This window comes from Synechococcus sp. BIOS-E4-1 (assembly GCF_014279995.1).
Taxonomy (GTDB): domain Bacteria; phylum Cyanobacteriota; class Cyanobacteriia; order PCC-6307; family Cyanobiaceae; genus Synechococcus_C.
Genome location: NZ_CP047935.1, coordinates 1,885,560 through 1,912,249 on the forward strand (window position 1 = coordinate 1,885,560; position 26,690 = coordinate 1,912,249).

The 26,690-nt window shown below is 58.2% G+C and carries 23 protein-coding genes and 1 tRNA gene; 11 read left to right on the top strand and 13 right to left on the bottom strand.

What is annotated here, in order from left to right:
- Window positions 1-9: 9 nt before the first annotated feature.
- From SynBIOSE41_RS10200 to dapB, 4 genes are read right to left on the bottom strand one after another with little or no spacing between them, the layout of a single operon-like run.
- Entirely contained in the window at window positions 10-1,218 is a 1,209-nt protein-coding gene (locus SynBIOSE41_RS10200; protein ID WP_255475705.1) for an FAD-dependent monooxygenase, read from the bottom strand.
- Window positions 1,219-1,230: 12 nt separating this feature from the next.
- The gene (locus SynBIOSE41_RS10205; RefSeq protein ID WP_066905395.1) at window positions 1,231-1,482 is read right to left on the bottom strand and encodes a chlorophyll a/b-binding protein; all 252 of its coding nucleotides are present in this window, start codon (window positions 1,480-1,482) and stop codon (window positions 1,231-1,233) included.
- 36 nt (window positions 1,483-1,518) lie between these two features.
- A complete protein-coding gene (locus SynBIOSE41_RS10210; RefSeq protein WP_186537742.1) occupies window positions 1,519-2,172 on the bottom strand; it encodes a hypothetical protein in 654 nt (217 codons plus the stop codon).
- A gap of 6 nt (window positions 2,173-2,178) precedes the next feature.
- Window positions 2,179-3,030 (bottom strand): 4-hydroxy-tetrahydrodipicolinate reductase, encoded by an 852-nt coding sequence (gene dapB / locus SynBIOSE41_RS10215; protein ID WP_186537743.1) that lies wholly within the window; start codon window positions 3,028-3,030, stop codon window positions 2,179-2,181.
- A 116-nt stretch (window positions 3,031-3,146) separates the two neighbouring features.
- Between dapB and SynBIOSE41_RS10220 the strand changes: the two genes are divergently transcribed.
- Window positions 3,147-7,163 carry a magnesium chelatase subunit H gene (locus tag SynBIOSE41_RS10220; RefSeq protein WP_186537745.1) on the top strand — a complete coding sequence of 1,339 codons (4,017 nt, stop codon included), beginning with the start codon at window positions 3,147-3,149 and terminating at the stop codon, window positions 7,161-7,163.
- 78 nt (window positions 7,164-7,241) lie between these two features.
- Here the strand turns inward: SynBIOSE41_RS10220 and SynBIOSE41_RS10225 are convergent, their stop codons facing one another.
- From SynBIOSE41_RS10225 to SynBIOSE41_RS10240, 4 genes are read right to left on the bottom strand one after another with little or no spacing between them, the layout of a single operon-like run.
- A complete protein-coding gene (locus tag SynBIOSE41_RS10225; RefSeq protein WP_186537747.1) occupies window positions 7,242-7,646 on the bottom strand; it encodes a thiol-disulfide oxidoreductase DCC family protein in 405 nt (134 codons plus the stop codon).
- Window positions 7,647-7,683: 37 nt separating this feature from the next.
- Window positions 7,684-8,520, bottom strand: coding sequence for a dihydropteroate synthase (folP, locus tag SynBIOSE41_RS10230; protein WP_186537749.1), 837 nt, complete (start codon window positions 8,518-8,520; stop codon window positions 7,684-7,686).
- Window positions 8,521-8,526: 6 nt separating this feature from the next.
- The gene (gene tpiA, locus SynBIOSE41_RS10235; RefSeq protein ID WP_186537751.1) at window positions 8,527-9,258 is read right to left on the bottom strand and encodes a triose-phosphate isomerase; all 732 of its coding nucleotides are present in this window, start codon (window positions 9,256-9,258) and stop codon (window positions 8,527-8,529) included.
- A 60-nt stretch (window positions 9,259-9,318) separates the two neighbouring features.
- On the bottom strand, window positions 9,319-9,501 hold the full coding sequence (locus SynBIOSE41_RS10240; RefSeq protein ID WP_186537753.1) for an RNA-binding S4 domain-containing protein: 183 nt from the start codon (window positions 9,499-9,501) through the stop codon (window positions 9,319-9,321).
- 41 nt (window positions 9,502-9,542) lie between these two features.
- Here SynBIOSE41_RS10240 and SynBIOSE41_RS10245 point away from each other — a divergent pair, with 41 nt between their 5' ends.
- Both SynBIOSE41_RS10245 and SynBIOSE41_RS10250 read left to right on the top strand, forming a co-directional pair.
- Window positions 9,543-11,285, top strand: coding sequence for an ABC transporter ATP-binding protein (locus SynBIOSE41_RS10245; protein ID WP_186537754.1), 1,743 nt, complete (start codon window positions 9,543-9,545; stop codon window positions 11,283-11,285).
- Window positions 11,286-11,320: 35 nt separating this feature from the next.
- Complete coding sequence (locus SynBIOSE41_RS10250) at window positions 11,321-11,551, top strand: DUF6447 family protein (protein WP_066905379.1); 231 nt, start codon at window positions 11,321-11,323, stop codon at window positions 11,549-11,551.
- An 86-nt stretch (window positions 11,552-11,637) separates the two neighbouring features.
- Here the strand turns inward: SynBIOSE41_RS10250 and SynBIOSE41_RS10255 are convergent, their stop codons facing one another.
- From SynBIOSE41_RS10255 to carB, 3 genes are read right to left on the bottom strand one after another with little or no spacing between them, the layout of a single operon-like run.
- Window positions 11,638-13,011: a sodium:alanine symporter family protein gene (locus tag SynBIOSE41_RS10255; RefSeq protein ID WP_186537756.1), complete on the bottom strand. Its 1,374-nt coding sequence runs from the start codon at window positions 13,009-13,011 to the stop codon at window positions 11,638-11,640.
- Entirely contained in the window at window positions 13,011-13,679 is a 669-nt protein-coding gene (locus tag SynBIOSE41_RS10260; RefSeq protein WP_186537758.1) for a DUF3386 domain-containing protein, read from the bottom strand. Before SynBIOSE41_RS10260 ends, SynBIOSE41_RS10255 begins: the two co-directional genes overlap by 1 nt.
- 41 nt (window positions 13,680-13,720) lie before the next feature.
- The gene (gene carB / locus SynBIOSE41_RS10265; protein WP_186537762.1) at window positions 13,721-17,029 is read right to left on the bottom strand and encodes a carbamoyl-phosphate synthase large subunit; all 3,309 of its coding nucleotides are present in this window, start codon (window positions 17,027-17,029) and stop codon (window positions 13,721-13,723) included.
- A 123-nt stretch (window positions 17,030-17,152) separates the two neighbouring features.
- On the opposite strand from carB, the gene SynBIOSE41_RS10270 reads away from it, so the two are divergent.
- The 6 genes from SynBIOSE41_RS10270 (at window position 17,153) to SynBIOSE41_RS10300 (ending at window position 21,958) form a co-directional block, all read left to right on the top strand.
- On the top strand, window positions 17,153-17,788 hold the full coding sequence (locus tag SynBIOSE41_RS10270) for a DUF3318 domain-containing protein (protein ID WP_066905371.1): 636 nt from the start codon (window positions 17,153-17,155) through the stop codon (window positions 17,786-17,788).
- The gene (gene rsfS / locus SynBIOSE41_RS10275; RefSeq protein ID WP_186537767.1) at window positions 17,781-18,146 is read left to right on the top strand and encodes a ribosome silencing factor; all 366 of its coding nucleotides are present in this window, start codon (window positions 17,781-17,783) and stop codon (window positions 18,144-18,146) included. The genes SynBIOSE41_RS10270 and rsfS overlap by 8 nt, the downstream gene beginning before the upstream one ends.
- Window positions 18,147-18,159: 13 nt before the next feature.
- Complete coding sequence (locus tag SynBIOSE41_RS10280; protein WP_066905367.1) at window positions 18,160-18,654, top strand: CGLD27 family protein; 495 nt, start codon at window positions 18,160-18,162, stop codon at window positions 18,652-18,654.
- 19 nt (window positions 18,655-18,673) lie between these two features.
- Entirely contained in the window at window positions 18,674-19,645 is a 972-nt protein-coding gene (locus SynBIOSE41_RS10285) for an asparaginase (protein WP_066905608.1), read from the top strand.
- A 51-nt stretch (window positions 19,646-19,696) separates the two neighbouring features.
- Window positions 19,697-19,773 (top strand) — tRNA-Met (locus tag SynBIOSE41_RS10290).
- A gap of 529 nt (window positions 19,774-20,302) precedes the next feature.
- On the top strand, window positions 20,303-21,958 hold the full coding sequence (locus tag SynBIOSE41_RS10300) for a GMC oxidoreductase (protein ID WP_186541080.1): 1,656 nt from the start codon (window positions 20,303-20,305) through the stop codon (window positions 21,956-21,958).
- Here SynBIOSE41_RS10300 and SynBIOSE41_RS10305 read toward each other — a convergent pair.
- Window positions 21,939-22,202, bottom strand: coding sequence for a DUF2811 domain-containing protein (locus SynBIOSE41_RS10305; RefSeq protein WP_186541082.1), 264 nt, complete (start codon window positions 22,200-22,202; stop codon window positions 21,939-21,941). The two genes, SynBIOSE41_RS10300 and SynBIOSE41_RS10305, sit on opposite strands and share 20 nt — an antisense overlap.
- A 388-nt stretch (window positions 22,203-22,590) precedes the next feature.
- Window positions 22,591-23,769, bottom strand: a complete 1,179-nt coding sequence (locus SynBIOSE41_RS10310) for a sirohydrochlorin chelatase (protein WP_186537771.1) — start codon at window positions 23,767-23,769, stop codon at window positions 22,591-22,593.
- Window positions 23,770-23,819: 50 nt separating this feature from the next.
- Between SynBIOSE41_RS10310 and SynBIOSE41_RS10315 the strand changes: the two genes are divergently transcribed.
- Together SynBIOSE41_RS10315 and SynBIOSE41_RS10320 are read left to right on the top strand one after the other, a co-directional pair.
- On the top strand, window positions 23,820-25,061 hold the full coding sequence (locus SynBIOSE41_RS10315) for an FAD-binding oxidoreductase (protein WP_186537772.1): 1,242 nt from the start codon (window positions 23,820-23,822) through the stop codon (window positions 25,059-25,061).
- Between the two features lie 30 nt (window positions 25,062-25,091).
- Complete coding sequence (locus tag SynBIOSE41_RS10320; protein ID WP_186537773.1) at window positions 25,092-26,672, top strand: SulP family inorganic anion transporter; 1,581 nt, start codon at window positions 25,092-25,094, stop codon at window positions 26,670-26,672.
- Window positions 26,673-26,690 lie beyond the last annotated feature (18 nt).

A 26,690-nucleotide genomic window follows, 5' to 3' on the forward strand; every position in this document is an offset into this window, starting at 1 on the left:
GCGAGATGCTCATTTTGGCAGCGGTTTCAGCAAGGCGCCCGGGCCATCGGTCATCGCGGACAGACTCAGGCGTCGAATCCAGCTGACGTGCTTCAACATGAAAAGCGCGAGGCGCCTGAAAGGCATCAGCAGCGGATTGTGATTGGAAAAGAAACGAATCAGCAGGTCCGTCGCGAGCAAAACACCAGCAAGATCGAAACGACGACAACGGGAATAGCGCCGAGCCAGTGATGGAAACGCCATCTCTCCGCATCGCATCGCCTCGGTCAGGTGTAAGAGGTCACTGACATCACGCCAGCAAAGATTCAAACCCTGTCCACCCACTGGATGGCAGCGATGACCTGCTTCTCCCACCAGAAGCAAGGAATCACGGTGGAGACGCGGCGCCAGACTCAACTCCAGTGGAAACGCTCCGGGATCATCGAGCAGCTGAACGGCGTTGAGCCCATCAGGCAGGATTTCGTTCAGGGCCGACAACAGCTCTGCGCTAGAGGACGCAGCTCGGTCTCGACATCGCTGCAGCGGTGCACTCCAGACCACCTGATAACGGTCCTGTCCAAGCGGCAGAACGGCCATAGGGCCTTCAGGACGGAACAGTTCGTAAGCACAAAGTTGATCCGCTCCCGTCAAGCGGAGCTTTGCGGTCAGGCAACCCTGTTGGTAGGCATGGGACCAGAAGGGAACCTCAGCGCAACGACGCAGCGTGGAACGCGGGCCATCCGCAGCGACGATCCACTGGCAAGGCCCAGCGGTGGTGAGAGCCTCTTCTGCTGGCTTGGCGTCATTCAATTGCAGCACAACCTGATCTGAGGCCTCAAGCCTTTCGAGCAGAAGATGCATCAGGGGGCGATGGTCAAGAATCCAACCAATCGCCTCCGAGCTGCGATTGCCAGGTCGCAGATCGCGAACGTTGAACCAGGCTGTGCGATGGGCGGAGCAGTCATCAAGCCGCAGAGTGCGAAAGGGCTCCAGCTGATCCAGCAAGCCAGCCCAAAGGCCAAGACCTTGCAGAAGACGCCTGGACGAGTGCGTGATGGCGTAAGCGCGGCTGCGATTCAACAGCAACTCAGCGCTCAAGCGATCGTGAAGAACAACAGAAAAGCCCTGTTGCGCTAAACCCAGCGCCAACAGGGCTCCAGTCGGACCAGCTCCAACGATGCGGAACTGGTGATGGACTGCTTTGACAGCGGAGTCTCTGATTTGAGGATCAGCCGTCAACACATCAAACAATCAGCCAATGCCGAGAAGACCACGGGTGAAAGCTTCGCCACCCAGAGCGAATTCCGTGGCGAGCAATGCAACGAAACCGAGCATGGCCATGCGGCCATTCAACATTTCTGCGCGCTCGTGGAAGCCCCAGCCGCTCTCCGTATCCACCACTTGCATGCGGGGTTCTGTTGCGAAGGCGTTGAGACGACCACCATCTTCTGTGGTCACGGTGGCGCCGCGGATAGCGGGAGCGCTGGAAGGAACCTGGGACATGATCAACCTGACTTCTTTACGCAGCGTAACGCATTATTAAGAACTTTTACGCAAACGCAATCTGCAGAGATCCTCAAATGCCGGTCTGAGCAGAAAGGGGTATTCCCCAACCCAGAGCTTGAGTTGCGGCAGCCACACATCAGTGAGGGCGCCAACACTGGAAAAATCCTTGCGGTCACTGAGAACAATGCAGCGAACCAGCACGCCGACACGAATCGCTGAATGGGTCTTGATCATGGGAAAACTGACTCGCCCCAGGTAGCCGTCTTCATCCGCAAGCTCAAGGATCAGCCAGGTTCTGCGGTTCTCAACCAGTTCCAGCCGACCGCTGGAATCAGCTTGCTCACGCTGATTCTCCACACGTTCCCTGGTGTAGGCCTCAATCACCTCCCCCTCGAAAAGAGCGGCCGAAGGGTATCGGCGCAATGACGCATTCCTGCGCCCAGCCTCGAGGATCGGACCCCAAAGGATGTAGAGAAGCAACACCACACCGGCAACGAGCCAGAAGGAACCCCAGCGGTTGAAGGAAAGGCTCTGACTGATCAACAGTGTGATCACACCTCCGATCCCTGAGATCAGGAGCCGCTGGAGGATCTTGCGTGGATCTCCCAGGGCAAACCTGAACTGAGTGCCGGTCGCCACTGCCGGAATCAACGTCTGCAGCTCGCCGGGACGGAGTGGAATCAGCATGAAAACTCAGATCAGCCTCTCCAGGCCGTAAACGAGGCCTGGGAGCTGTCTCACCTTGCGGATGCACAACAGCACACCTGGCATGTAGGCGGCGCGATCAATTGTGTCGTGGCGAAGCGTGTAGGTCTCACCAGGCGCGCCGAACATCACCTCCTGGTGAGCCACCAGTCCCGGCAGGCGCAGGGAGTGCAGACGCAGACCGCTGGGGCGTTCCCCGCCGCGACTGCCCTCGAGCGACTCATGCTCATCAACCTCTGCAGCATTGAATGTCTTGCCGAGCTCCTCCATCAGCTCTGCGGTTTTGATGCAGGTCCCACTGGGAGCATCGGCCTTGCGGTTGTGATGCAGCTCGGTGAGCTCGGCATGGTCATAGAAACGTGCCGCTGCAGCCGCGGCCTGCTGGAGCAGCACCATGCCCACCGAAAAGTTGGGAATCACCGCGCCGCCGACGGAAGCCTTCTCAGAAAAACTCTGCAGATCCTTGAGTTGCTCGGGAGAAAGGCCTGTGGTGCCGATCACAGGATGTACGCCATATGCGATGGCTGCTCGGGTGTTCGCGTAAACAACGGATGGATGGGTGAAATCCACCATCACTGCCCCCTGGCCGGGACCGGCATCCCGAACCGCCTGACTGGTGGCGCACAGGCAGCCCTCCAGGTCTGCTGTCACAGCCACCTCCATGGCACCGAGACCCAGCAGTTCGCCGATATCTGCTCCTTCCTTGCCCGGTGTCGTATCGACTGCCCCCACCAGATGACAGTCCGTTGAGGACTGAACGGCGCGGATGACCTCGGCACCCATGCGCCCCAGCGCTCCGGTGACCAGAACAGGGATCGACTGATTCGCAACAGCGCTCATGCCAGGGGTGTCTCTCGTCTGAGCCTATGGACAGGTCGAATTGTAACACCGCAAGAAAACATGCGCGTAGAACTGCTCCTCGCCGTAAAGTTCGTTACACAGCTCAACGTGCGCCGATGTTCACACAGGTCCGCTCCGCCAATCGCCGCGTGGCTCCTGTGGAGGGTCAGAACCACAAATCCGTGATGAAGGCGGTTTATGTGGTGCTTGAGCCTCAGTACCAAAGCGCACTCACCCAGGCAGCCACAGCCCTGAATGCCAGTGGTGGCGATCTGGGCATCGAGCTCAGCGGATACCTCATCGAGGAACTGCGCGACGACACCAACTACGAAGACTTCAAGCACGACGTCGCCGAAGCGGATGTCTTCGTCGCCTCGTTGATCTTCATCGAAGACCTGGCTCAGAAGGTCGTCGATGCCGTCACACCCCATCGCGACCGTCTGAAAGCCGCGGTTGTCTTCCCCTCCATGCCGGAGGTGATGCGTCTCAACAAACTCGGCAGCTTCTCAATGGCGCAGCTCGGGCAGAGCAAGAGCGCTATTGCCGGCTTCATGAAAAAGCGCAAGGAGGCGGGCGGCGCGGGCTTTCAGGACGCCATGCTCAAGCTCCTGAACACTCTGCCCACCGTTCTCAAGTATCTGCCTGTTGAGAAGGCGCAGGACGCGCGCAGCTTCATGCTCAGTTTCCAGTATTGGCTGGGGGGAACACCAGACAATCTGCGCAACTTCCTGTTGATGCTGGCTGACAAATATGTCTTCCCTGCAGAGGAAGGCGATGAGCGTCCCGTCATGGACGTTGCCGCCCCCGAAGTCTTTCCCGACCTCGGCATCTGGCATCCACTGGCACCGTCGATGTTCGAGGACCTCAGGGAATACCTCAACTGGACCTCCAGTCGAACCGATCTCTCCGAGGCAGCTCTCAAAGGCCCGGTGATCGGTCTCGTGCTGCAGCGCAGCCACATTGTCACCGGAGATGATGCTCACTACGTGGCAACGATCCAGGAATTGGAGTTCCGTGGTGCCCGGGTGATCCCCATTTTCTGCGGGGGCCTCGACTTCTCCAAGCCCGTCAATGCCTTCTTTTACGACCCGCTCAATCCAGAGCAACCGCTTGTTGACGGCATCGTTTCCCTCACCGGTTTTGCGCTGGTTGGCGGTCCTGCCCGCCAGGACCATCCAAAAGCAATTGAGTCACTGAAAAAACTCAATCGTCCCTATATGGTGGCTCTGCCGCTGGTGTTTCAGACGACCCAGGAATGGGAAGACAGCGACCTCGGCCTGCATCCGGTTCAGGTTGCACTGCAAATTGCCATTCCAGAGCTGGACGGCGCGATCGAACCGATTGTCCTCTCAGGACGGGATGACGCCACCGGCAAAGCTCACACACTGCAAGATCGAGTTGACGCAATCGCTGAACGGGCGATCAGGTGGTCGTCTCTGCGCATCAAACCCCGCGTTGACAAAAAGCTAGCGATCACGGTGTTCAGCTTTCCACCCGACAAGGGAAACGTGGGCACTGCGGCCTATCTCGACGTCTTCGGCTCCATCCACCGCGTTATGGAGGAGATGAAAGCGAAGGGATACGACGTAAAGGATCTGCCTGCCACCCCCCGGGCATTGCTTGAAGCGGTGATCAACGACGCCAATGCCATGCAGGGATCCCCGGAGCTTTCCATCGCCCACCGGATGAGCGTCGAAGAATATGAGCGTCTCACTACCTACTCGGAACGACTTGAGGAGAACTGGGGCAAACCTCCCGGCAACCTGAACAGCGATGGCCAGAACCTGCTGGTGTTCGGCAGGCACTTCGGCAACATTTTTGTCGGCGTACAGCCCACCTTCGGCTACGAGGGTGACCCCATGCGTTTGCTTTATTCGCGAAGCGCTAGTCCTCATCATGGATTTGCCGCTTATTACACCTACCTGGAAAAAATCTGGCAGGCCGATGCAGTGCTGCATTTCGGCACCCACGGGTCACTGGAATTCATGCCCGGCAAACAGATGGGGATGAGCGAGACCTGCTACCCGGACTCCCTGATCGGCTCCCTGCCGAATCTCTACTACTACGCAGCCAACAACCCGTCGGAAGCCACCATCGCCAAGCGTCGTGGCTACGCATCGACGATCAGCTATCTCACTCCGCCCGCAGAGAATGCCGGGCTGTACAAGGGTCTCAAAGAACTTGGCGAGCTGGTCGGCTCCTACCAACAACTTCGTGAGGGTGGTCGCGGCGTTCAGATCGTCAACACAATTGTCGAGACAGCTCGCCAATGCAACCTGGACAAGGATGTTGATCTTCCCGAAGAGGATGCCTCAACGCTTGATCTGGAAGGCCGCGATGCGCTTGTTGGCGCTGTCTATCGCCAACTCATGGAGATCGAGAGCCGCCTGCTTCCCTGCGGACTCCACACCATCGGCAAACCGCCAACAGCTGAAGAAGCCATCGCCACCCTGGTCAACATCGCCGCACTCGAACGCGATGAAGACGGACTTCGTTCCCTTCCAGGTTTATTGGCGGAATCCATTGGTCGAACAATCGAAGACGTTTACAAAGGAAATGACAACGGTGTACTCGCCGATGTCGAACTCAATCGCACCATCACCGAGACATCACGTGCAGCCACCTCGGCGATGGTCCGCTCCGTCACAGGCAGTGACGGGAGGGTCAACTTGCGCAACAACTGGTCCTGGTTCAACGATCTGCTTGCCCGCTTCGGCTTCAAGCGAACTTCCCCATGGCTGAAGGCATGTCGAAGCAAGGGATTCAACGAGGTTGACCCCACAGAGCTCGACAGGCTGTTCGGATATCTGCGTTTCTGCCTCGAACAGGTCTGTGCCGACATGGAGATGGAAAGTCTCCTTAAAGCTCTTGATGGCGAGTACATCCTCCCCGGGCCTGGCGGTGATCCGATCCGCAATCCCGGAGTGCTGCCCAGTGGCAAGAACATCCACGCCCTTGATCCTCAGGCGATACCAACCCGGGCGGCTGTAGCCGCCGCCAAAGGGGTCGTTGACAAGTTGATCGAGCGCCAACGCGAAGAGCAGGGAACCTGGCCCGAAACCATCGCCTGCGTTCTCTGGGGCACGGACAACATCAAGACCTACGGCGAATCTCTCGCTCAGATTCTCTGGTTTGTGGGTGTGAAGCCAATGCCGGACTCAGTGGGCCGGGTCAACAAACTCGAGCTGATTCCTCTTGAAGAGCTGGGGCGTCCCCGTGTTGATGTGGTGGTGAACTGCTCTGGAGTGTTTCGCGATCTGTTCATTAATCAGATGGCACTCATTGATCAGGCCGTGAAGATGGCAGCTGAAGCTGATGAGCCGCTTGAGCAGAATTTTGTGCGCAAACATGCCCTTGAGCAGTCTGAAAAAGAGGGAAGCAGCCTGAGAGACGCTGCTTGTCGTGTGTTCTCCAATGCCAGTGGCAGCTACAGCTCCAATGTGAATCTGGCCGTGGAAAACAGCGCCTGGGAAGAGGAAGGCGAGCTGCAGGAGATGTATCTCTCCAGGAAAACCTTTGCCTTCAATGCTGACAATCCCGGTGAGATGAATCAGAAGCGTGATGTGTTCGAGAGTGTCATGAAGACGGCAGACGTCACGTTCCAGAATCTGGATTCCGCTGAGATCTCCCTGACCGATGTAAGTCACTATTTCGACTCCGATCCCACCAAACTGATCGCCGGTCTGCGCGACGACGGCAAATCACCCACCAGCTATATCGCCGACACCACCACCGCCAATGCTCAGGTGCGTTCCCTGAACGAGACCATTCGTCTCGACTCACGCACCAAACTTCTCAATCCAAAGTGGTACGAGGGAATGCTCGACTCGGGTTATGAGGGGGTTCGAGAAGTTGCCAAGCGCCTCAATTTCACTCTTGGCTGGAGTGCGACCAGTGGCTCGGTTGACAACTTCGTCTACGAAGAAGCCAACGAAACATTCATCAATGATCCGGAAATGCGTCAACGTCTTCTGGATCTGAACCCCAACAGCTTCCGTCGGATTGTGGGCACGCTCCTCGAGGTGCATGGACGTGGTTACTGGGAGACTTCTGATGAAAACATCCAACAGCTGCAGGAGCTCTACCAGGAGGTGGAAGATCGGATTGAAGGCGTCACGACTGCCGAAGTCTGATCATGGCCATTCAGCTCTGACGCTGAAGCCATGCAGCCTCTGGACTGAGACCAGCTTTTGAATGGCTGGAGATACTGCTCAGTGAGAGCGCTCGCATCGATCAAGACAGAGCTGATCAAGTGATGCACGGTTGGTGATCTTCAATCGGTATCGAGCCCAGACTCCATAAAGGGTGTCAACCACTGGTCCGAGCACTGGCCAGCGGGTTGGCGCATACAGCCAGCCGAGACCAATCAGGCGATAAGCCTCGCGAAACACCGCGACATCAGTGAGCACCGTTCCATCGGCCTGAATGGCATGAATCCTTGCCATCGCCTGGCGATAACTGATGCCTGACCAGTCCTCAGGGGAGTAGTCCGGTGCATCAACATCGATGAAACGGATGGACTGATCGCGATCCTTGCGACGCAGAAACGTCACCTCACGGACGCAAAGTGGACATCCCCCGTCGTAGAGCAGGGTGAGCTCAGGGCTCGTGCTCATGAGTTCTTTTCAGAGGGATCTGTTCTAGCTAGATCATTCACGAACCTTGCCGAGCAACCGCCGCGGCCATGGTCACCACCTGACTGATCGGTCCTACGTCGTGCACTCGCACCACGTGAATCCCAGCCTCTACAGCCCTTGCGCAGACAGCAGCAGTACCCCAGATCCTTGCCTTGGCAAGGGGCTGGTCAAGAACAGCACCGATGAAACGCTTTCGAGACGGTCCAAGCAAAAGCGGAATGCCGTCCTGCTGAAGGGCTTCCAGATGACTGATCAGCAGAAGATTTTGTTCCGTGGTCTTGGCGAAACCAAGACCTGGATCCCAGATCAGCTGTTCCCGACTGAGGCCTGCCTGAAGAGCCCGATCAGTGCTGAGCCTGAGTTCCTGCAACACTCCGGCAACAACGCCCTGGTCGCCGTAATCGGTGCAGTTATCCATGGTCTGACTATCACCGCGACTGTGCATCAGCACATAGGGGCAACCAGCATCAGCCACCAACGGCAGCATGGCAGGGTCGCGCCTACCTCCACTGACATCATTGATCCAATCGGCGCCTGCCTGCAACGCCGCTCTGGCCACGGATTCCAGGAAGGTGTCCACAGAAAGAATCACCTGGGGATGGGCTGCTCGAATGCTTTCCAGACAAGGGAGAAGTCGAGAAAGTTCTTCTTCCGCACCCACATCAACAGCACCGGGCCTGGTGCTCTGCGCACCGAGATCAAGCACCTGCGCCCCATCCCGAATCTGACGTGACGCTTCGTTCAAGGCCAGATCCGCCCGGTTGAACCGCCCACCATCACTGAAGGAGTCAGGGGTGATGTTGATCACCCCCATCACAGCCGGGCGATGGCCCCAGCAGGCGGGATGACGCATCACTGATCAGCTGAGCTGGTAGTTGGCGATGCGAGCAAAGCTTTCGGCATCGAGCGATGCACCACCAACGAGCACACCGTCAATATCACTCATGCTCATGAGCTCATCGATGTTTCCGGGTTTGACGGATCCTCCGTACTGAATGATCAGATCAGGGGCACCCACCCAACTACGAATCAAGCCACAGATGCGATTCGCCTCCGACGACTCACAGGTCTTGCCGGTGCCGATGGCCCAGATGGGTTCATAGGCAACCACAAGACGATTGGGATCGAGTCCTTCGAGGCCCTGCTCCACCTGACGACGGATCACACGCTCGGCCTCACCACGGCTGCGTTGTTCATCACTTTCTCCCACGCAGACGATTGGGATCAGGCCATGAGCCTGGGCTGAACGCGCCCGGTGGTTGATCTGCTCATCGCTCTCACTGAAATATTTACGCGGCTCGCTGTGCCCGACGATCGCGTACCGCACTCCATGCTCCTCCAGCATCGACGGAGCGATCTCACCCGTGAACGCGCCCTGCGACTCCCAGTGCACGTTCTGACTTGAAATCTCAAGCCTTGATCCTGAGGTGACCTCAGCCATGGTGCTGATTGCCGTGAACGGAGGCGCCACCACCAGCTCACGGTCATCAGGAGTGTCGGCGATCAATGGCAGAAACGTGGCCAACCAGTCCCGGGCCTGGGCGCACGTCATGTGCATCTTCCAGTTTCCAGCAATCACCGGTTTGCCCACGCTTGCGTCCTCTGCGGCTCAGCAGCAGCCAACTTACGTTCCAACGCGAGCAAGATCGTCTCAGATCTTCGTGACCACGGCCTGATCTGCGCCCACGATCACACGATCCCCGATCTTGAGCTGTCGACCACGCTGAGTGACAACGCAGTCATTCACACGTACTTCCCCTGCCTGGATCAGCATCTTGGCCTCACCGCCAGTGCCGACCCATCCTTGCCATTTCAGGAACTGATCGAGTCGCATCAGCGCATGGGAGCACAAAAGAGCATTGATAGTGTGACGCGATGCTGAAAACCTCCGAGGCAGGATTCCGCAGGCTGCTGCCATTGCTGCGTCCGCATCTGCCCCAACTGAGCCTCGGGCTGGTCTGCATGCTCATTTATGTGAGCAGCTTTCTGTTGCTGCTCAATCTCGCGGGTTCCCTGTTCCCCGCACTGGGATCGAGAGATCTTGGCCGGGTGCTGGGGCTGATCGGGCAGGGCGTCTTGATTTTTGCGATCCAGAAACTGGCTCAGTTCGGGCAGGACTCCCTGCTGGCCGGACCTGCCCTTCAGGTGAGCAAAACCCTACGCAGCAATCTGTTTAAGCGTCTGCAGACCGTTGAACTGGGCGCACTGGAAAAACTCTCGGCAGGCGATCTGACCTACCGACTGACCGAAGACGCCGATCGTGTCAGTGAAGTGCTGTACAAATCGATTCACGACACACTTCCGAGTGTGCTCCAACTACTGGCGGTGCTGGGCTACATGCTCTGGCTGGACTGGAAACTGACGGCTTCCATCCTGCTGCTCGCACCGTTGATCATCTGGTTGATCAGCCTGTTTGGCGCACGGGTGATGGCGGCCACCGAACGCAGTCAGAAAAAAGTGAGCGAACTGGCCGGTTTGCTCGGCGAAGCGATCGAGGGCCTGCCGCTGGTGCGGGCGTTTGCTGCAGAGCCCTGGCTGCAAGGCCGGTTTGAAGACGAGATTGACCAGCATCGTCAGGCTCGGCACCGTACCTACAGCCTTGTTGCCCTGCAGCACCCGGTGGTGGGCATGATCGAAGTGGTGGGCCTGTTCTCCGTGCTGGGCCTGGCCGCCTGGAGGATTCAGAACGATGGGCTGAGCATTGCCGGCTTGAGCAGCTATCTCACCGGCCTTGTGGTGCTGATCGACCCCATCGCTCACGTCACCAACAACTTCAATGAATTTCAGCAGGGTCAGGCTTCGCTGCGACGGCTACGGCAGATCGAACAGGAACCTCAGGAGACAGCAGATCCGGATCCGGCCTTGCCGATTGGTCGACCTGAAGGCCACCTGAACCTGCATCGCGTCCAATTCGCTTACGGCAACGGCGAACCGGTTCTTCGAGACATCAATCTGCGCATCGAAGCCGGTCAAGTCGTGGCACTGGTGGGCCCATCCGGTGCCGGCAAAAGCACCTTGTTCTCACTGCTTTTACGTTTTAACAGTGCCCAGTCAGGCGAGATCGAGCTGGATGGGAAGAACCTGGCACAAGTGAAAGCGCGAGAACTCAGGCAACAGGTCGCCCTCGTTCCCCAGCGCACAACCGTGTTCTCCGGCAGCATCGCTGAAGCGATTCGTTTTGGCAGGCCGGCGAGCCATGGCCAGCTGCTCGAGGCAGCCCGTCTGGCCAATGCCCACGACTTCATCATGGCCTTGCCGGATGGCTATAAGACGAAGCTCGAGGAACGCGGCACCAATGTGTCAGGAGGTCAGCTGCAGCGGATTGCCATTGCCAGGGCCGTCCTGGGAAATCCTGCGGTGCTGCTGCTCGACGAAGCCACCAGTGCCCTCGATGCTGAGGCTGAGGCTGCTGTTCAGCTGGGGCTACGTCAGGCGATGCACGGTCGCACTGTGCTGGTGATCGCCCACCGACTGGCCACGGTGCAGGAAGCCGACCAGATCGTGGTGCTTGACCATGGCCAGATCAGCGAACGAGGCAGCCATGATCAGTTGATGGCGAACAACGGTCGCTATCGAGATCTGTGTGAACGCCAAATGATTCGCGATGGGCGCAGCTAGGTTTCGTTGGATTCAACCGTGATTCTGTCCGTCCGATGACCGCAACGCCAGCAGAAAATCCAGTGCTCACCTTTGAAGGCAAGCGCTACAACCTCAATGAACTTCCTGAAGATCTGAAGGAGCTGGTGCGAGGCATGCAAGTCGCAGATGCGCAATTGCGCATGCACGAAGACACCCTGAAAGTTCTTGCGGTTGGACGACAGTCCATGGCCATGCAGCTCAATGAGCGCCTGAAGGACGTCACCCCGATGCCCGACCAAGGCTGAATCAGCAAAACAACAGCAAGAGTCTCCACAAAAAAAGCCTCCACTCAATAGCGGAGGCTTTTGAACACTGAATGCAGCCAGTTCGATCAACTAGATGATTCCGAAGTATCGGGGAAGCGATAACGACGGGTCAGCTCAAACACGGTGCCTGACAACAGCAACAGCGCTACCAGGTTGGGAATGGCCATGAGGCCATTGAGCGTATCAGCGACTCCCCACACCACACCGCGATCGCCCACCAGCGAACCAATCACAACCACGGCGACCCACACGCCCCTGAAGGGGAGAATCGCCTTCACACCGAAGAGATATTCAGTGCAGCGTTCGCCATAGAAACTCCAACCGAGAACGGTGGTGAATGCGAAGACAAGCAGGCCGAAGGTGACGATCCATCCCGAACCAGCCAGAGCTTCATTGAAGGCTGCAATTGACAGCTCAGACCCTGACAGTCCACCGCCGGCGATCCCGCTCACCAGAATCACAAGGGCAGTGAGCGTGCAAATGATCATTGTGTCGATGAAGGTGCCAAGCATTGCCACCGTGCCCTGACGAACGGGATCATCAGTACGGGCAGCTGCATGGGCAATTGGAGCACTGCCCAGACCAGCTTCATTGGAGAAAATCCCCCGTTTGAATCCCATCAGAATCACCTGCGTGAGCGTGCCTGTAGCAGCGGCCTGACCAGTGAATGCATTACTAAAAATGCTGGCGATGGCATCGCCGACACTGCCGATGTTGGCCAAGAGGATGATGAGACAGGCGAGCACATAGGCGATCGCCATGAACGGCACAATCGCGGAGGCGGCCTTCGAAATACGACGCACACCGCCAATGATCACGGCGAAGACCAGCGCCCCGAGCACCAGGGCCGTCACTTCCCTGGGCACACCCAGACCGAACAAAGCACTAGACACTTCAAAACACTGAACGCCGTTGCCGATGCCGAAGCCGGCCAGCATGCCGAACAGAGCAAACAGCCCACCAAGCCAGACCCAGCGAGGTCCAAGCCCCTTGCTGATGTAGTACATCGGCCCACCGACGTGATGACCCAGTTCATCCACCTCGCGGTAGTGAACCGCCAGGACGGCTTCGGCGTATTTGGTTGCAATCCCAAAAAAGGCGATCAGCCACATCCAGAAAACTGCCCCAGGCCCACCGATGGCGATCGCTCCTGCCACTCCAGCGATGTTTCCAGTGCCGACGGTGGCTGCCAGCGATGTCATCAAAGCCTGGAAGGGGCTGATGTCGCCCTCGGCCTCTTGATCTGAAGGGGCCAGCATCATGCGCACCCCATAGGGAAGCTGCAGGATCGGCATGAACCTCAGACCGAGCATCAGCACAATGCCCGTGATCGAAATCAGACCCACGGTCGGCCATCCCCAGGCGAAGGAACTGACCGGACCGTTGATCGCGGTGACGACGCTGTCGAAGTTGTCAGAAGCGCTTGCAGGAGCTGACATCAGAGCGCAGCCAGATCGTTGAACTCGAACACCTGAAGCATGTCCTTGCCATCGGAATCCTTGGAGCTGATCGCTCGACGCTCAAGCACCCAGCTGCCCTGCTCGCCAAGAGGCACAAAGGTGTCTTCGAAGCTGCTGGAGGCTCCTCTGACTTCGCCGCTGGCAGGATCCGAGTACTGACTTGTGTAGCTGCGACTGAGATAACCCGATCCAGTGTCCGTTGTGCTTCCGGTGTGAATCGTGACCACAGTGCCGTGTATATGCCGGTGAACCATCGTCACCACATCACCTTTGATGCGATAACGGTCACCCTCACCTTTGCCTCCGATCAGAACCTCCAAGCCTTCATCGGTGCAGTCACCAGCGGTGAAGGTATTGGCACCGTGCACCTGCTCGAAAGACCTGCGAACACGATGAATGGCGACTTCCCAGAGTTGAGAAGCAATCGCCTTCTCAACCTCAGCATCATCGATTCCCTCGACCTTGGCCTTCAGATCAGCTCCGATCTGGAAACGACCTTCAACACGACGGTCACCCTGTTCCCAGATGCACCGACCCTTGTATCCGCCAAATCCCGGTTCCCAGGTGTAGCGGTTCTGATAAGCAGCTTGAAACGCATCCCGGCAGTCACTTCCGGGGGCAACGTTGGGAATGCTGGTGACGGTCACGTGAAGACATTGATGCTTCGGCGACCTTACCGGGGCTGACCCTATCGATGAACATCCTGAAGGGCATGGATATCAAACGTCTGCGATTGCAGCGCCTCAATCCCCTGCACAGCAGACCGTGCTCCGGCAAGCGTGGTAAGGGTCGGCACGGAGTAATCGAGAGCAGCACGGCGCAGATAGCGATCGTCATGGGCTGCCTGACGACCGATCGGGGTGTTGATCACGAGCTGCACAGCACCGGAGCGGATCAGATCCTCGATGTTCGGGCGCCCTTCATGGACCTTCAGCACTGACTGCACTTCAAGACCGGCCTCCGTCAAGGTGGCCGCTGTTCCAGCAGTGGCGGTGAGCGCGAAGCCCAGATCAAGCAATCGCCTGGCCACAGGAACGAGAGCAGGCTTGTCCCTGTCATGGGTGGACAGAAAAACGTTGCCCTTGGTTGGCAGGGCCTCCCCAGCGGCCAGCTCTGCCTTGGCGTAGGCCATCCCGAATTGCGGAGCCCATCCCATCACCTCGCCAGTGGAGCGCATTTCCGGTCCCAGCAAGGAATCGGCACCAGGGAAGCGCCGGAATGGGAGGACAGCCTCTTTCACCGCTTGAAGCGGCGGAGAGGGCTCCTGACTGAGACCGATATCCGCGAGGATCTCTCCCGCCATAAGGCGAGTAGCAATTCTTGCCAGTGGCACACCGGTGGCCTTGGCGACGAAGGGAACCGTGCGTGATGCCCGCGGATTGGCTTCGATGATGAACACCTGCTCTTCCCCTGGAGAATTGCGCTGGACCGCGAACTGAAGATTGATCAGACCCTGAACCTGAAGGCGCAGGGCCAGGGCCTTGGTCCAGGCGCGAATGGTGGCAAGGGCCTCATCACCGAGGGAGACCGATGGCAGACAGCAGGCGGAATCCCCTGAATGAATCCCCGCGGGTTCGATGTGCTCCATCAGCCCACCGATCACCACCACACCGTCCCGGTCGCAGAGCGCATCCACATCCACCTCAACGGCATTTTGAAGGTATTGGTCGATGAGCACCGGATGATCAGGTTCCACCTGCACCGCTTCGGTCATATAGCGATTGAGCTCCAACTCGTCATGAACGACTTCCATTGCCCGACCACCCAACACGTAGGAGGGACGCACCACCACCGGATAGCCCACGGCCTCTGCCACGGCGCGTGCCTCATGCTCGCTGCGGGCGAGGCCATTGCGTGGTTGGCGGATGTCAAGTTCACGCAGAATCGCTTCGAACTGCTCACGGTCCTCAGCACGATCGATCGATTCCGGTGAGGTTCCCCAGATACGGGTGCCCGTGGCCTGACCTGCCGGCGAGTTCAACCAACTCAGCAGAGGCATCGCCAGCTTGAGCGGCGTTTGGCCACCGAACTGAACAATCACACCTTCGGGGCGTTCCGCCTCGATCACATTGAGAACATCCTCAAGGGTGAGTGGTTCGAAATAGAGACGATCACTGCTGTCGTAGTCAGTGGAGACCGTTTCGGGATTGCTGTTGAGCATCACCGTGGCGAAGCCCCGATCCTGTGCGGAAAACGAAGCATGACAACAGCAGTAATCGAATTCGATGCCTTGGCCAATGCGATTGGGGCCGCCGCCCAGGATCATCAGTTTGCGCCTGTTGTCCTCCGACACCTCCGTCGCCGGGGGCTGAACCGTCAATGTCCCCGTCACATCAAGGCGTGACAAGGGACGTTCATAGGTTGAGTAGTGGTAAGGCGTGGTCGAAGCGAATTCGGCCGCACAGGTGTCCACGGTCTTGAACACAGGACGCACCCCAAGTTTCAGTCGCGCTTCACGTACGTCCAGCTGGTCCGAGCCTGTGAGCCAGGCGATCTGACGATCGGAATAGCCGAGCTGCTTCAGCCTGAGAAAATCCGCAGCACTGATGTCAGACAGCTTTCTATCGTGCAGCAGTTCAGATTCCGTGTTGATCAGAACACGCAGCTTGGCCAGGAACCACGGGTCAATGCGGCTGAGTTCATTAATCTGCTCGTCGGTGCGTCCCATCACCATGGCGGCACGCACAGTGAGGATTCTTTCCGGCGAGGGTGTCCGCAGAGAACGGTCAATCTCAGCCGCTGTGAGATCAGGCTCAGCGCGATCACCACCCCAGCCGGCCAGGCCGGTCTCCAGGGATCGCAAAGCCTTCTGAAACGACTCCTCGAAACAGCGCCCGATGGCCATGGCCTCACCCACGGATTTCATTGCCGTGGTGAGCACCGCAGGCGAGCCCCTGAATTTTTCAAAGGCGAAACGGGGGACTTTGGTGACGACGTAATCAATCGTCGGTTCAAAGCAGGCGGGTGTCTTGCCGGTGATGTCATTGAGAATCTCATCGAGGGTGTAACCGACGGCGAGACGTGCAGCGATCTTGGCAATGGGGAATCCCGTGGCCTTGCTGGCCAGAGCCGACGATCGGCTGACACGGGGATTCATCTCGATGACCACCACCTCGCCATCGGCAGGGTTGATCGCAAACTGGATATTGCTGCCGCCGGTGGCCACACCGATCTCGCGAATGATGGCGATGGACTGATCCCTCAGTCGCTGGTATTCACGATCCGTGAGGGTCTGGGCTGGAGCCACGGTGATCGAATCACCGGTGTGAACACCCATGGGATCGAGATTTTCGATGCTGCAGACAATCACCACATTGTCGGCGAGATCGCGCATCACCTCCAGCTCGAATTCCTTCCAACCCAGGAGGGACTGTTCAATCAGAATCTGAGAGACGGGACTGGCATCAAGACCGGTTTTGCAGATCGAGGCAAATTCCTCAGGGTTGTAAGCAATACCACCCCCACTCCCGCCCAGGGTGAAGGCGGGGCGGATAATTCTTGGATAAGTGGCTATGGCGGCGCCGACAGCCTCTGCCTCCTCCAGCGATGAGGCGATTCCCGAAGGACAGACTTTCACGCCGATACGCTCCATCGCCTGCTTGAACAGCAATCGATCCTCCGCTTTTTGGATCGCCTGCAGATCAGCACCGATCAGCACGACCCCGAATCGCTCCAGTGTTCCGCTTTCAGCAAGGGTCACCGCCAGATTGAGGGCGGTCTGGCCACCCATCGTGGGCAGAAGGGCATCGGGTCGTTCCTGTTCGATCACCCTTGCAACCACTTCTGGAGTGAGCGGTTCCACGTAGGTGCGATCGGCCATATCCGGATCAGTCATGATCGAAGCCGGATTGGAATTCACCAGCACGACTTCATAGCCCTCGGCGCGAAGTGCTTTGCACGCCTGAGTTCCGGAGTAATCGAACTCACAAGCCTGGCCGATCACGATCGGCCCTGAACCCAGCAGAAGAATGCGACGAAGGTCATTCCGCCGGGGCATGGGCGTTCTCTCAGCGGCCAAACCTTTTGAGTCTCCCACGCAGCCCCATGTCCACATGCGTCTGTTCAGCGGCAGGTGCCCGACAGTCGCTAGCGTTAGGGGTCAGGAGAACGATCGACAATCATGAGTGAGCTCCAGCGTCTGAAAGGGTTGCTTCCCCCGGAGATGCAGAGCTGGGTGTTCGTCGAGGCCGCCGCTGCCGTTGAGCCGGCTTTGATCACCCTTGAAGAGATCGGCAGGGATGAGGTGGAGATCCAGGTTGATCTCGATGCCTGGGACAATCTGGCCCTCGACCACCGCAATCTGCTGTTCTGGCACGAAGTGGGGCGGATTCAGAACGACACCATTCCACGCGATGGCTGGGAGATGGCAGCCCTTGCGATCGGTCTCGGCGGGGCCATCGGTGAACTCTGGGTCCAAGACGGGCTGTTGTTGTTCATGGCTTTGGGTCTGTCCGGATTCGCCGGCTATCGCCTCTACCTGAAGAACAATGCCGAAAAACGTCTTCGCGATGCGATCTCGGCTGATGAGCGGGCTATCGATCTGGCCTGTCGATTTGGCTACAGCGTTCCCAATGCCTACAAAAGTCTGGGCGGAGCGTTGAAGGACCTCGTCGAGAAAACCAGAAAGAAGAAAAAACGCAGCTTCTACGAAGACCGACTGGAAGCGTTGCGCAAGAGTGCTGGAAAAGCTCGCGCCGAAATGGCGCAACAACAAGGTTCACGTCAGTCCGTCACCAGCGAAAACGTCTATGGATAGTGAACAGCTTGCGGAACTCGCCGCAGACGCGTGCGATGACCGTAAGGCGGTGGACATCCAGCTCATCCGGGTCGATGAGGTCTCGAGTCTTGCCGACTGGATGGTGATCGCCGGTGGGCAGAGCGACGTTCAGGTCAGGGCGATTGCACGATCCGTCGAGGATCGGATTGAAGATGAGGTGAAGAGACTTCCCCTGCGCAAAGAGGGAGTCAACGAGGGCCGCTGGGCCTTGCTGGATTACGGCGAACTTATCGTGCACGTGCTCCAACCCGGGGAAAGGAGTTACTACGACCTTGAAGCATTTTGGAGTCACGGGGAACGCCGTCCCTACCTAACGTCCAGAACATCAGACGATTAACAGGCGGCCCGGCATGGCCTCGAGCATTTCTTGCCCTGTCCCCCCTGAGCAGAGACCTCAGGAGGAATTCGCTCAGTTCAGCCGATCCTGGTTTTTTGCATGGCCATGTACGGCCCAGATCTCACTCGATCGGGCTTTACTGATCAGTTGGCTGTTGATCTCACCGATCACCGTGCTGGTGGCCAGTGGTAGCTGGACCTTGCGCCACGATCCAGTGCGTTTGCTGCTCGCCGGAGGTGTTGCAGCCCTTGTGATGCCGATGCTGCTGCTGATCAGGCAATGGCTTGGCTGGACCTACGTGCACAAACGCCTGCTCTCGGAGAAGGTGGAATACGAGGAATCAGGTTGGTACGACGGTCAGGTCTGGGAAAAACCCGTGTCGTGGCGGGAGCGAGATCTGCTTCTTGCTCAGCATGAAGTCAGGCCCATCCTGGGCAGGCTTGGTCGAGCAATGGCCCTGGTCACAGGTCTGATGCTCGGTGGAGCAAGCATCTGTCAGGCTCTCTGAACCTATGGCACATCAGGGCATGTCGATCCCATCGGGTTACCGCGGCTCGGCGCGCTCCCTGAGTTCTCCAGCACTCGAAGTCCGGCTGCGACGAGGGTCGTCCATCGAGTCCACCCACCGGGTGCATGCAGTGGTCTGCGACAGCCGCGGCCGGGTGCTGATGAAAGCTGGGCAGCCGGACTTCGAAACCTTTATCCGCTCGGCGCTCAAACCCTTTCAAGCCCTGCCACTGATCAGCAGCGGCGCATCGGAGACCTACAACTGCGGTGAGCGGGGAATCGCCATCAGCTGCGGATCCCATTCGGGCACCCCTGGGCATGCGCGTGAGGCCTTCCGGTTGCTGTGGAACGCAGAACTGGAAAGCGATCATCTGCAGTGCCCGATCCCCGTGGGCCGCTCCAGTCCCCTTGAGCACAACTGCTCGGGCAAGCATGCTGCTTTTCTGATTACCGCCCGAAAAATGGGATGGCCGATTGAGACCTATCTCCAGGGAGATCATCCCCTGCAGCAGGAGATCACACGACGCGTGGCGGAACTGCTCGGTCTGCCCCCTGATGAACTGGTTGCTGAAAGAGATGACTGCGGAGCTCCCACGTTGCGCCTTCAGCTCAACCAGATGGCTCTGTTGTTTGCCCACCTCGGATCCTCAGCCCATGCGGAACTGGAACAGATCAGCCGGGCAATGCTTGCGCACCCAGAACTGGTGGCTGGAGAGGGACGGTTCGATACGGAATTAATGCGACGCTCCCATCACCAGGTGATCAGCAAAGGGGGTGCAGAAGGCATTCAGTGCCTGAGCCGAACTGGCGAAGGTCTTGGCGTTGCCATCAAGGTTGAAGACGGTGCCAGACGTGCCAAGCAGGCTGTTGCCCTCCATCTACTGCATCAGCTCGACTGGATGACGCCAAGCGGACTCAAGGAATTGGAGGAACAGCTGTTGATCCTCAATCCTGGCGTTCACCTTGAGGTGGAGGGTGAGCTGCGAACCTGACCACAATTGAGTGGTGTCTTCGATCACCAAGTTGTATAGTTATTGGGTCACCGCGGGGTAGAGCAGTCTGGTAGCTCGTCGGGCTCATAACCCGAAGGTCGGGAGTTCAAATCTCCCCCCCGCCACCAACTTTTAAAGCCTCACTTTGTGGGGTTTTTTTATTGCTTTAATCATTTGAGTACCTTCGGTGGGATGGATTGAGATGCATGACCCAAAAAGGAAAGCCAATCTGAATAGCTTGCCTTGGATGCCAGGCATTAGCTCCGATTAATTCGATAACGCAGGTCAGGAACAGGGGCATAATCTGCATCAGCAAAAGCAAGCACAGACTCAACTTTGCGTGAGACATCTGCACAGACAATGAAGTGAGCAGATGCGAATTGAGCCTCTTCAGCTGAATCAACAACACCCTGAATCAGCCCAGGAATCATCTCTATCTGATCCGACGAAGATCTTCAGTGGCACCGATCAACCGATCAGCCCCGCCGATCAGTCCCGCCGATCAATGGCGGTGATCAGCGGCAACGGCCAAGAACGCAAACTGCAGCCAAGCGCAAATGACTCACTTCGGAATCAGTTCAGTCGAACAGGGAGATGCAGGACAGTGACCAGAGCTCTCGACCGCGTCGGGCACTATCGGTAGGTCATAGTGATGTCGTGCCCTTGAATCCCTTCGAAGCGGTTGTGATCGGATCGGGCGCCACAGGAGGAGTGGCCGCGATGACACTCGCCGAAGCAGGACTCCGAGTTCTGGTTGTGGAAGCGGGTCCGGATCGATCGCCCTCGGAAGCCCTCGGGAACGAGCCTGGCAATAGCCTCAGACGGGCCGAAGGCCTGATCAGCGGTCGCCATCGGCGTCAGATTCAGCACCCTGGCTACTGGAAACAGAACCCCTCCCTCTACGCGGACGAGCGTCAGTACCCGTACAGCACGCCAGACGATCAACCGTTTCTCTGGACCCAGGGTCGTCAGGTTGGCGGCCGCAGCCTCACATGGGGTGGTATCACCCTGCGGCTGTCGGACTATGAATTCAAAGCCGCTGATCGAGACGGATACGGCCAAAACTGGCCCATCACTCACGCCGAACTCGATCCGCACTACAGCGCACTTGAACAGCTGTTTGAAGTCCGTGGTGAGCGAGATGGACTCGACCATCTCCCTGACGGCCGGATGGCACCGGCTTTGCCATTCATGCCTGAGGAGGAGCGGATGCGTGAACTCCTGAGCAGGGAGCGCGGCATTGCCTTGATCCATTCCCGCGGTTTTGAGGCCCCCAAGCGCACCCCATCAGCTGAGTGGCCTCGATCAAGCAGCAACGGCAGCAGTCTTCAGCGAGCACTGGCTACGGGGCGAGTTCAACTGATGTGCAATGCAATGGCGGAAAGCCTGGAGATGGATCCCGCCCAGCAACGTGCCCGTGCCGTTGTCGTTGTCAACCGCATCAATGGGGAACGGCAGCGACTGGAATGCAATCTGGTGGTGGCCTGCGCCTCCACGATTGCAACGCTCAGACTGCTGCTTCAGTCTGAGCAACAAACCAATTCAAAAGGCTTCAGGGATCCATCAGGTCTGCTGGGAAAGGGATTGATGGATCATGTTTCCTGCTGTCGATTCTTTTCCGTTCCCAGCGAAACAGGACGTGGTGCGGCTCAGCAATCCGACCCATCCAGCACGCTTTCAGGAGCAGGAAGCTTCTTTCTGCCCTTCGGCAATGCCCCAGAGACCTGCGCCGGGCGACCTTTTCTGCGCGGCTATGGGATCTGGGGGGCCATCAACCGATTTGATCCGCCCCGGTGGCTCAAACGCAATCCGGACCGCCGACTTGGCTTTCTGATCGGCCACGGTGAGGTGCTCTCAGATGAAGGAAATCAGCTGAGCCTCTCGCAACGCTGCGATCCATTTGATGTGCCGATACCCCACATCAGCTGCCGCTGGGGAGCGAATGAACAGGCCATGGTGCAGCACATGAAGCGCACCATTCAGGACTGCATCCAGGTCGCCGGAGGTCTGACGACATCACTCGCTGATCAGGTGCACCTTCCAGTGGTGAAGCCTTTTGTCGCGAAGGCTCTTGCGGCTCAGGAAGATGCTCCTCCTCCCGGCTATTACATCCACGAAGTCGGAGGAGCAGCCATGGGAACCAACGAAGAGCACAGCGTGGTTGATCGCTGGAACCGTCTCTGGCGCTGTCCCAATGTGCTGGTTGTGGATGGAGCCTGCTGGCCCAGTTCCGGATGGCAAAGCCCGACGCTCACCATGATGGCGATCACCCGCAGAGCATGCCTGGCAGCTGTTATGCCTGGGAACGGCTGAACAGATCATCGAGGTAGCGCTCCGTGACGGCGCGCTCAGAACAACCGTTCTGAAAAAGAAACTGGGCCAGAGCTGAGCTCATCAGCCGGTACTGATCCCAGGCCGGATTGGATCCAATGAAGGCTTTCATGCCCTGGTACAGGACCTCAGGAATTTCAGCCTCAAGACTCACGCAGGCTGATTCACGCTCTGATGCAGTGGCCGGCTGCGACTCCATGCAGCGCTCCAAGTGATTGCAATCCATCCGCGCTTCTGAATCCCGTTTCCACCAACAGGAAGCCACACAAGCGCCCTGATCGTCAAAGCGAACAACGCGCTGCCACCAAACGCTGATCTCAAACAAGACTCACTGCAGCGCAGTTGATCTGCTCGCAAGACAGGCCGATCCCGCCACTCGAGCCTTCGCACAAGCCCCCCTGTCAAGCAACCAAAGACACCGGAACCCAAAACCACAGGCCTGCCCTCCAGGCGACCGCTTTGAGCAAATAGCAGTGGAAAAGTGTCCAAGAACTGTGGAAAACCCCGGTTTTTCTCCACAGCGCCACGACGCATCAGTCACGCTTATACGACCGAGTCTCGCGAGACCCAAGCAAGACAGAGACGCCTGAGTGCGGCGTTCCCACTGATTCACTTCAGATTTGAGACTCAGTCGCCTCCTGCTTGGCTGCTAAGCGACGCAACGTTGTCGGTCCGAGGGGGTGATCAGCGTGGGGGTAGGGATGGTGTCCATGCTCATGGCTGTGGTGCTCATGGCTGTGGTGCTCATGGCTGTGGTGCTCATGGCTGTGTTGCTCTTGGCTGTGGAGGTCATGCTCATGGCAGTGGTCATGATCGTGATGGTGCCCACTGCTCAGCGGAATCGGGATGCCGTCGGGTTGACAAACACCCGTGCATTCCCGTTCGCAGAGGGCGCAGGCTTCCGTGAGCCCCTCAACGTGGTGATGGTGACTTGACTGGTCAAGGCCCACTTCCTGCTCAAAGCCCAGAACCTGAGCCCTGTATTTGCAGAGAGAGCAGTTCATTGCAGCTTCTCCGCCCATCACTTCCTGAACCCGCTCCAGGAACGTGTCGAGAACGAAGCTGTGATCACCCAGGTAGGACGCATTGACGAAGTCAATCTCGGGATGATCGTCCGCAACCCGTTCTGTGTGCTGACGGATGCGACTGACCAACACCCCGGAGAACAGAAAGTAAGGAAACACGATGATGCGCTTAAAACCAAGCTTCACCACATGACGGAGACCGGGTTCCACCAGAGGAAATGTGACGCCCGAATAAACGGTTTCCCCCCAGCCGAAACCAAAACCCTCCACCAACATCCTGGTGACCTTGGCCACGTTGGAATTGGCGTCAGGGTCCGAAGAACCTCGACCAACGACCACGAGCATGGTGTCGCAAAGATCAACCCTGGAGGTCTTGTTGAGAGCCTCCTGGATGCGTGCTCCTGCTGCGGCGATCATCAACCGGTCCACGCCCAGTTCACGGCCGTAGTCAATCTCCAGTCCGGTTTCAGCGCTGTAGGTGTTGAGAACGGACGGGATGTCGTTCTTGGCGTGTCCAGCGGCAAACAACATCGCCGGAACGGCAAGCACCTTCACCACTCCCTGCTCGCGCAGTTTGTCCAGACCATCTCTCAGGATGGGACGCGCGAATTCAAGGAACCCGTATTCCACCGGCAATCCCGTCAGGCGCTCTTTGAGTCCGTTGGCCAGACCCTCGAACTCGGCAACGGCCAGACGATTACGACTGCCATGACCACAGATCAGAACTCCATGTTTGGTTGCAGCAGGAGCAACGATCTGCTGGGTCACACGTGAGGTGCATCTGTATCAAACCTATTCGCGGCCGTAAAACAAAGACCATGAACTGTCTGGCAAGTGATGCAGAAACCCTCGGGTGCCTGGCCCCCAATCCGAAGCTGTTGAAGCAGCTGATGCGCCAGCCGCTCGGATCAACTCCTCTGCGGATTCGCTCGGGTGGCACCAGCAGTCGCTGCGCAAGCGATGGCTGCTGGACCCTTGATCTACGCAAACACCGCGAGATCCATTACCAAGAACACTCCCAGAACATCGAGATCGGCACCGGTCTGACCATGGCCGAGCTTCTGCAGGCCTTACGTCCCCATGGGCGCAGCGTGCCCATCGGACTTTCCGGACTGACCGGGAGCGGTTTTATCCTCACGGGTGGAATGGGGCCTCTCAGCCGTTCCCAGGGGCTGGCAGTGGACTCCATCCAAGCGATGGAGGGCATCTGGGGAACAGGTGAACCCTTTTCCCTTTCCACCGATCAAAGCGCAGAGAATTCCCGCCAATGGCGCGCTCTGATGGGTGCCGCACCGTTCCTCGCCGTTGTCACACGCCTGCGCCTGCGGACACAACCTCTACAACCGCTGCGACTACGGCGTGGATTGATCCATCCCTCGCTGCTTCCCGAACTGCTGCAGATGGCGGAACAGTGGCCTGAAACCTGCAGCCTGCAATGGAGCTGGGGGGAGAGGTTGGAGATCTACGCCGTTGACAGCAGCGACGACCAAACCACACCCGGCCCCCTGGCAGCACTGGCTCCCATCCTGGGAACCGATCACCAGGCCGCTGTTCAGCACTGCACAAGCCAGCTGGAGCAGCCCAGGTTCGGCAGCCTTGCATCCGAGAACGCGTCATTTCAGCCGGTTCATAACGAGGTGACCGGGCGTCTCGGTCCTGCTCTGGGACGAAAGGCCAGCCCCTTGATTGAGCGGCTGAGCGCGCGAATCCAGCAACGTCCGCATGATGAATGCCGAATCAGCGCTCAGCAGCTCGGAGGAGCAACGACGCGAGTCAACCGCGAGAGCACCTCCTTCATCCACCGGGATTCCATGTGGAAACCGTGGATCACAGCGGCCTGGAATCCTGGAGACCTGGCCGGACGGGAGCGAAGCCTGCAATGGATGGATCAGGTCAGTGATGACCTCCGCCAGGCCTGCCCGGGATTGCATCTCGCACAGTTGCATGACCATCTGCCTGGTCATCAACGGGAACTGGTGGACGCCTTCGGCGAGTGGTTGCCGGAACTGCGCCAACTCAAGAGCGAACTGGATCCCGAAGGACGGCTGCCTCCGCTCTGAACTACGGTCCCAGCACTCAACAGATGATTGATGGCCTCAGGATCCGTGCCTCGGCAGTTGAATCTCGGCTTCGGCAACCCAAGCAAGGATCTGCTGTCCGGACTTGTGGTGGCCTTCGCCATGATTCCGGAGGCGATTGCGTTTTCCGGCATTGCCGGCGTGGATCCGCAGGTCGGCCTGTTCGGAGCGTTTCTGCTGTCGATCACGATCGCCTTCGTCGGTGGTCGCTCAGCGATGATCACCTCCGCCACAGGCTCCACAGCACTGCTGATGACCGGTCTGGTCGCCACCGGTGAGGCACGCGGTGAGGGCCTGGGACTGACCTATCTCCTGGTTGCGGGAGTGGTCACAGGCATCCTGCAGATTCTCTGGGGTTGGCTGCGTCTGGCTTATCAGATGCGTTTCGTGCCACTTGGCGTGCTTAGTGGATTTGTGAACGCGCTGGCGCTGCTGATCTTCCAGGCACAGTTTCCCCAGCTGGGCATCAATCTGCACTTCGGCGAATCAGAGGTGGCGGGCCATGCCCATGACCTGCTGCCCCATGGCAGCCAGATTCCGATCGTCTGGGGACTGGTCCTGCTTGGTCTGGTGATCATCTATGGATTGCCACGCCTGACACGACTGGTGCCGTCACAGCTGGTGGCCATCATTGTGCTGACCGTGATCTCGATCGGTTTCAGCCTGGAGATCCCCACAGTCAGCAGCCTCGGTGACCTGCCCACCGGACTGCCGATTCCGAGCTGGCCTTTCGGTTCACCAGAGCAGATGAAGGTGCCCTTCAGTCTCGAGACCCTGGGCATCGTTCTGCCAACGGCCCTGGCGATCTCACTTGTGGGGCTGATGGAGACCTTCCTCACCCAGGACATCCTCGATGACCGCACCGACAGCAACTCCAACAAGAACGTGGAAGCAAGAGGTCAGGGCATCGCCAACATCGTGTCCTCCCTGTTTGGCGGCATGGCCGGCTGCGCTCTTGTTGGTCAGTCGGTGATGAACATCGACAACGGTGGGCGAACCAGGCTCTCCACGCTCTTTTCAGGGGTCAGCCTGCTGGCGATGATTCTGCTGGGACGGCAGTGGCTCGAGCAGATCCCCATGGCAGCACTGGTGGCTGTGATGATCAGCATCGCTGTCAGCACAGCTGACATCGCCGGGCTGCGCCGTCTCCGATCCATCCCGAAGAGCGACACGGCGGTGATGCTGATGACCTTCGCCGTCACCATGCTCACCACACCTCACAATCTGGCGCTTGGCGTGATCGCAGGAGTTGCTCTGGCGGGCATCCTGTTCAGTCGCAAGGTGGCCAAGGTGATCCGCGTTGATGCAGTGGACGTAAACGAAAACATGCGGCGTTATGTCGTGAGCGGACAGCTGTTTTTCGTGAGCAAGATCTACTTTCTGCAGGGATTTGACGTTCACGACCATCCCAGTCAGATCACGATTGATCTGTCAGCAGCGCATATCTGGGACCAGAGCGGCGTCAGCGCTCTCAATCAGGTCATTCGCAAGCTTCAGCAGGGTGGATCCAAGGTTGAAGTGGTGGGAATGAACCAGGAAAGTCTCAATCTTTTTGAACGAATTGGGTCTCAAACCGATGGGGGCCATGGCTGACAGGGGCAATTCTTAAAG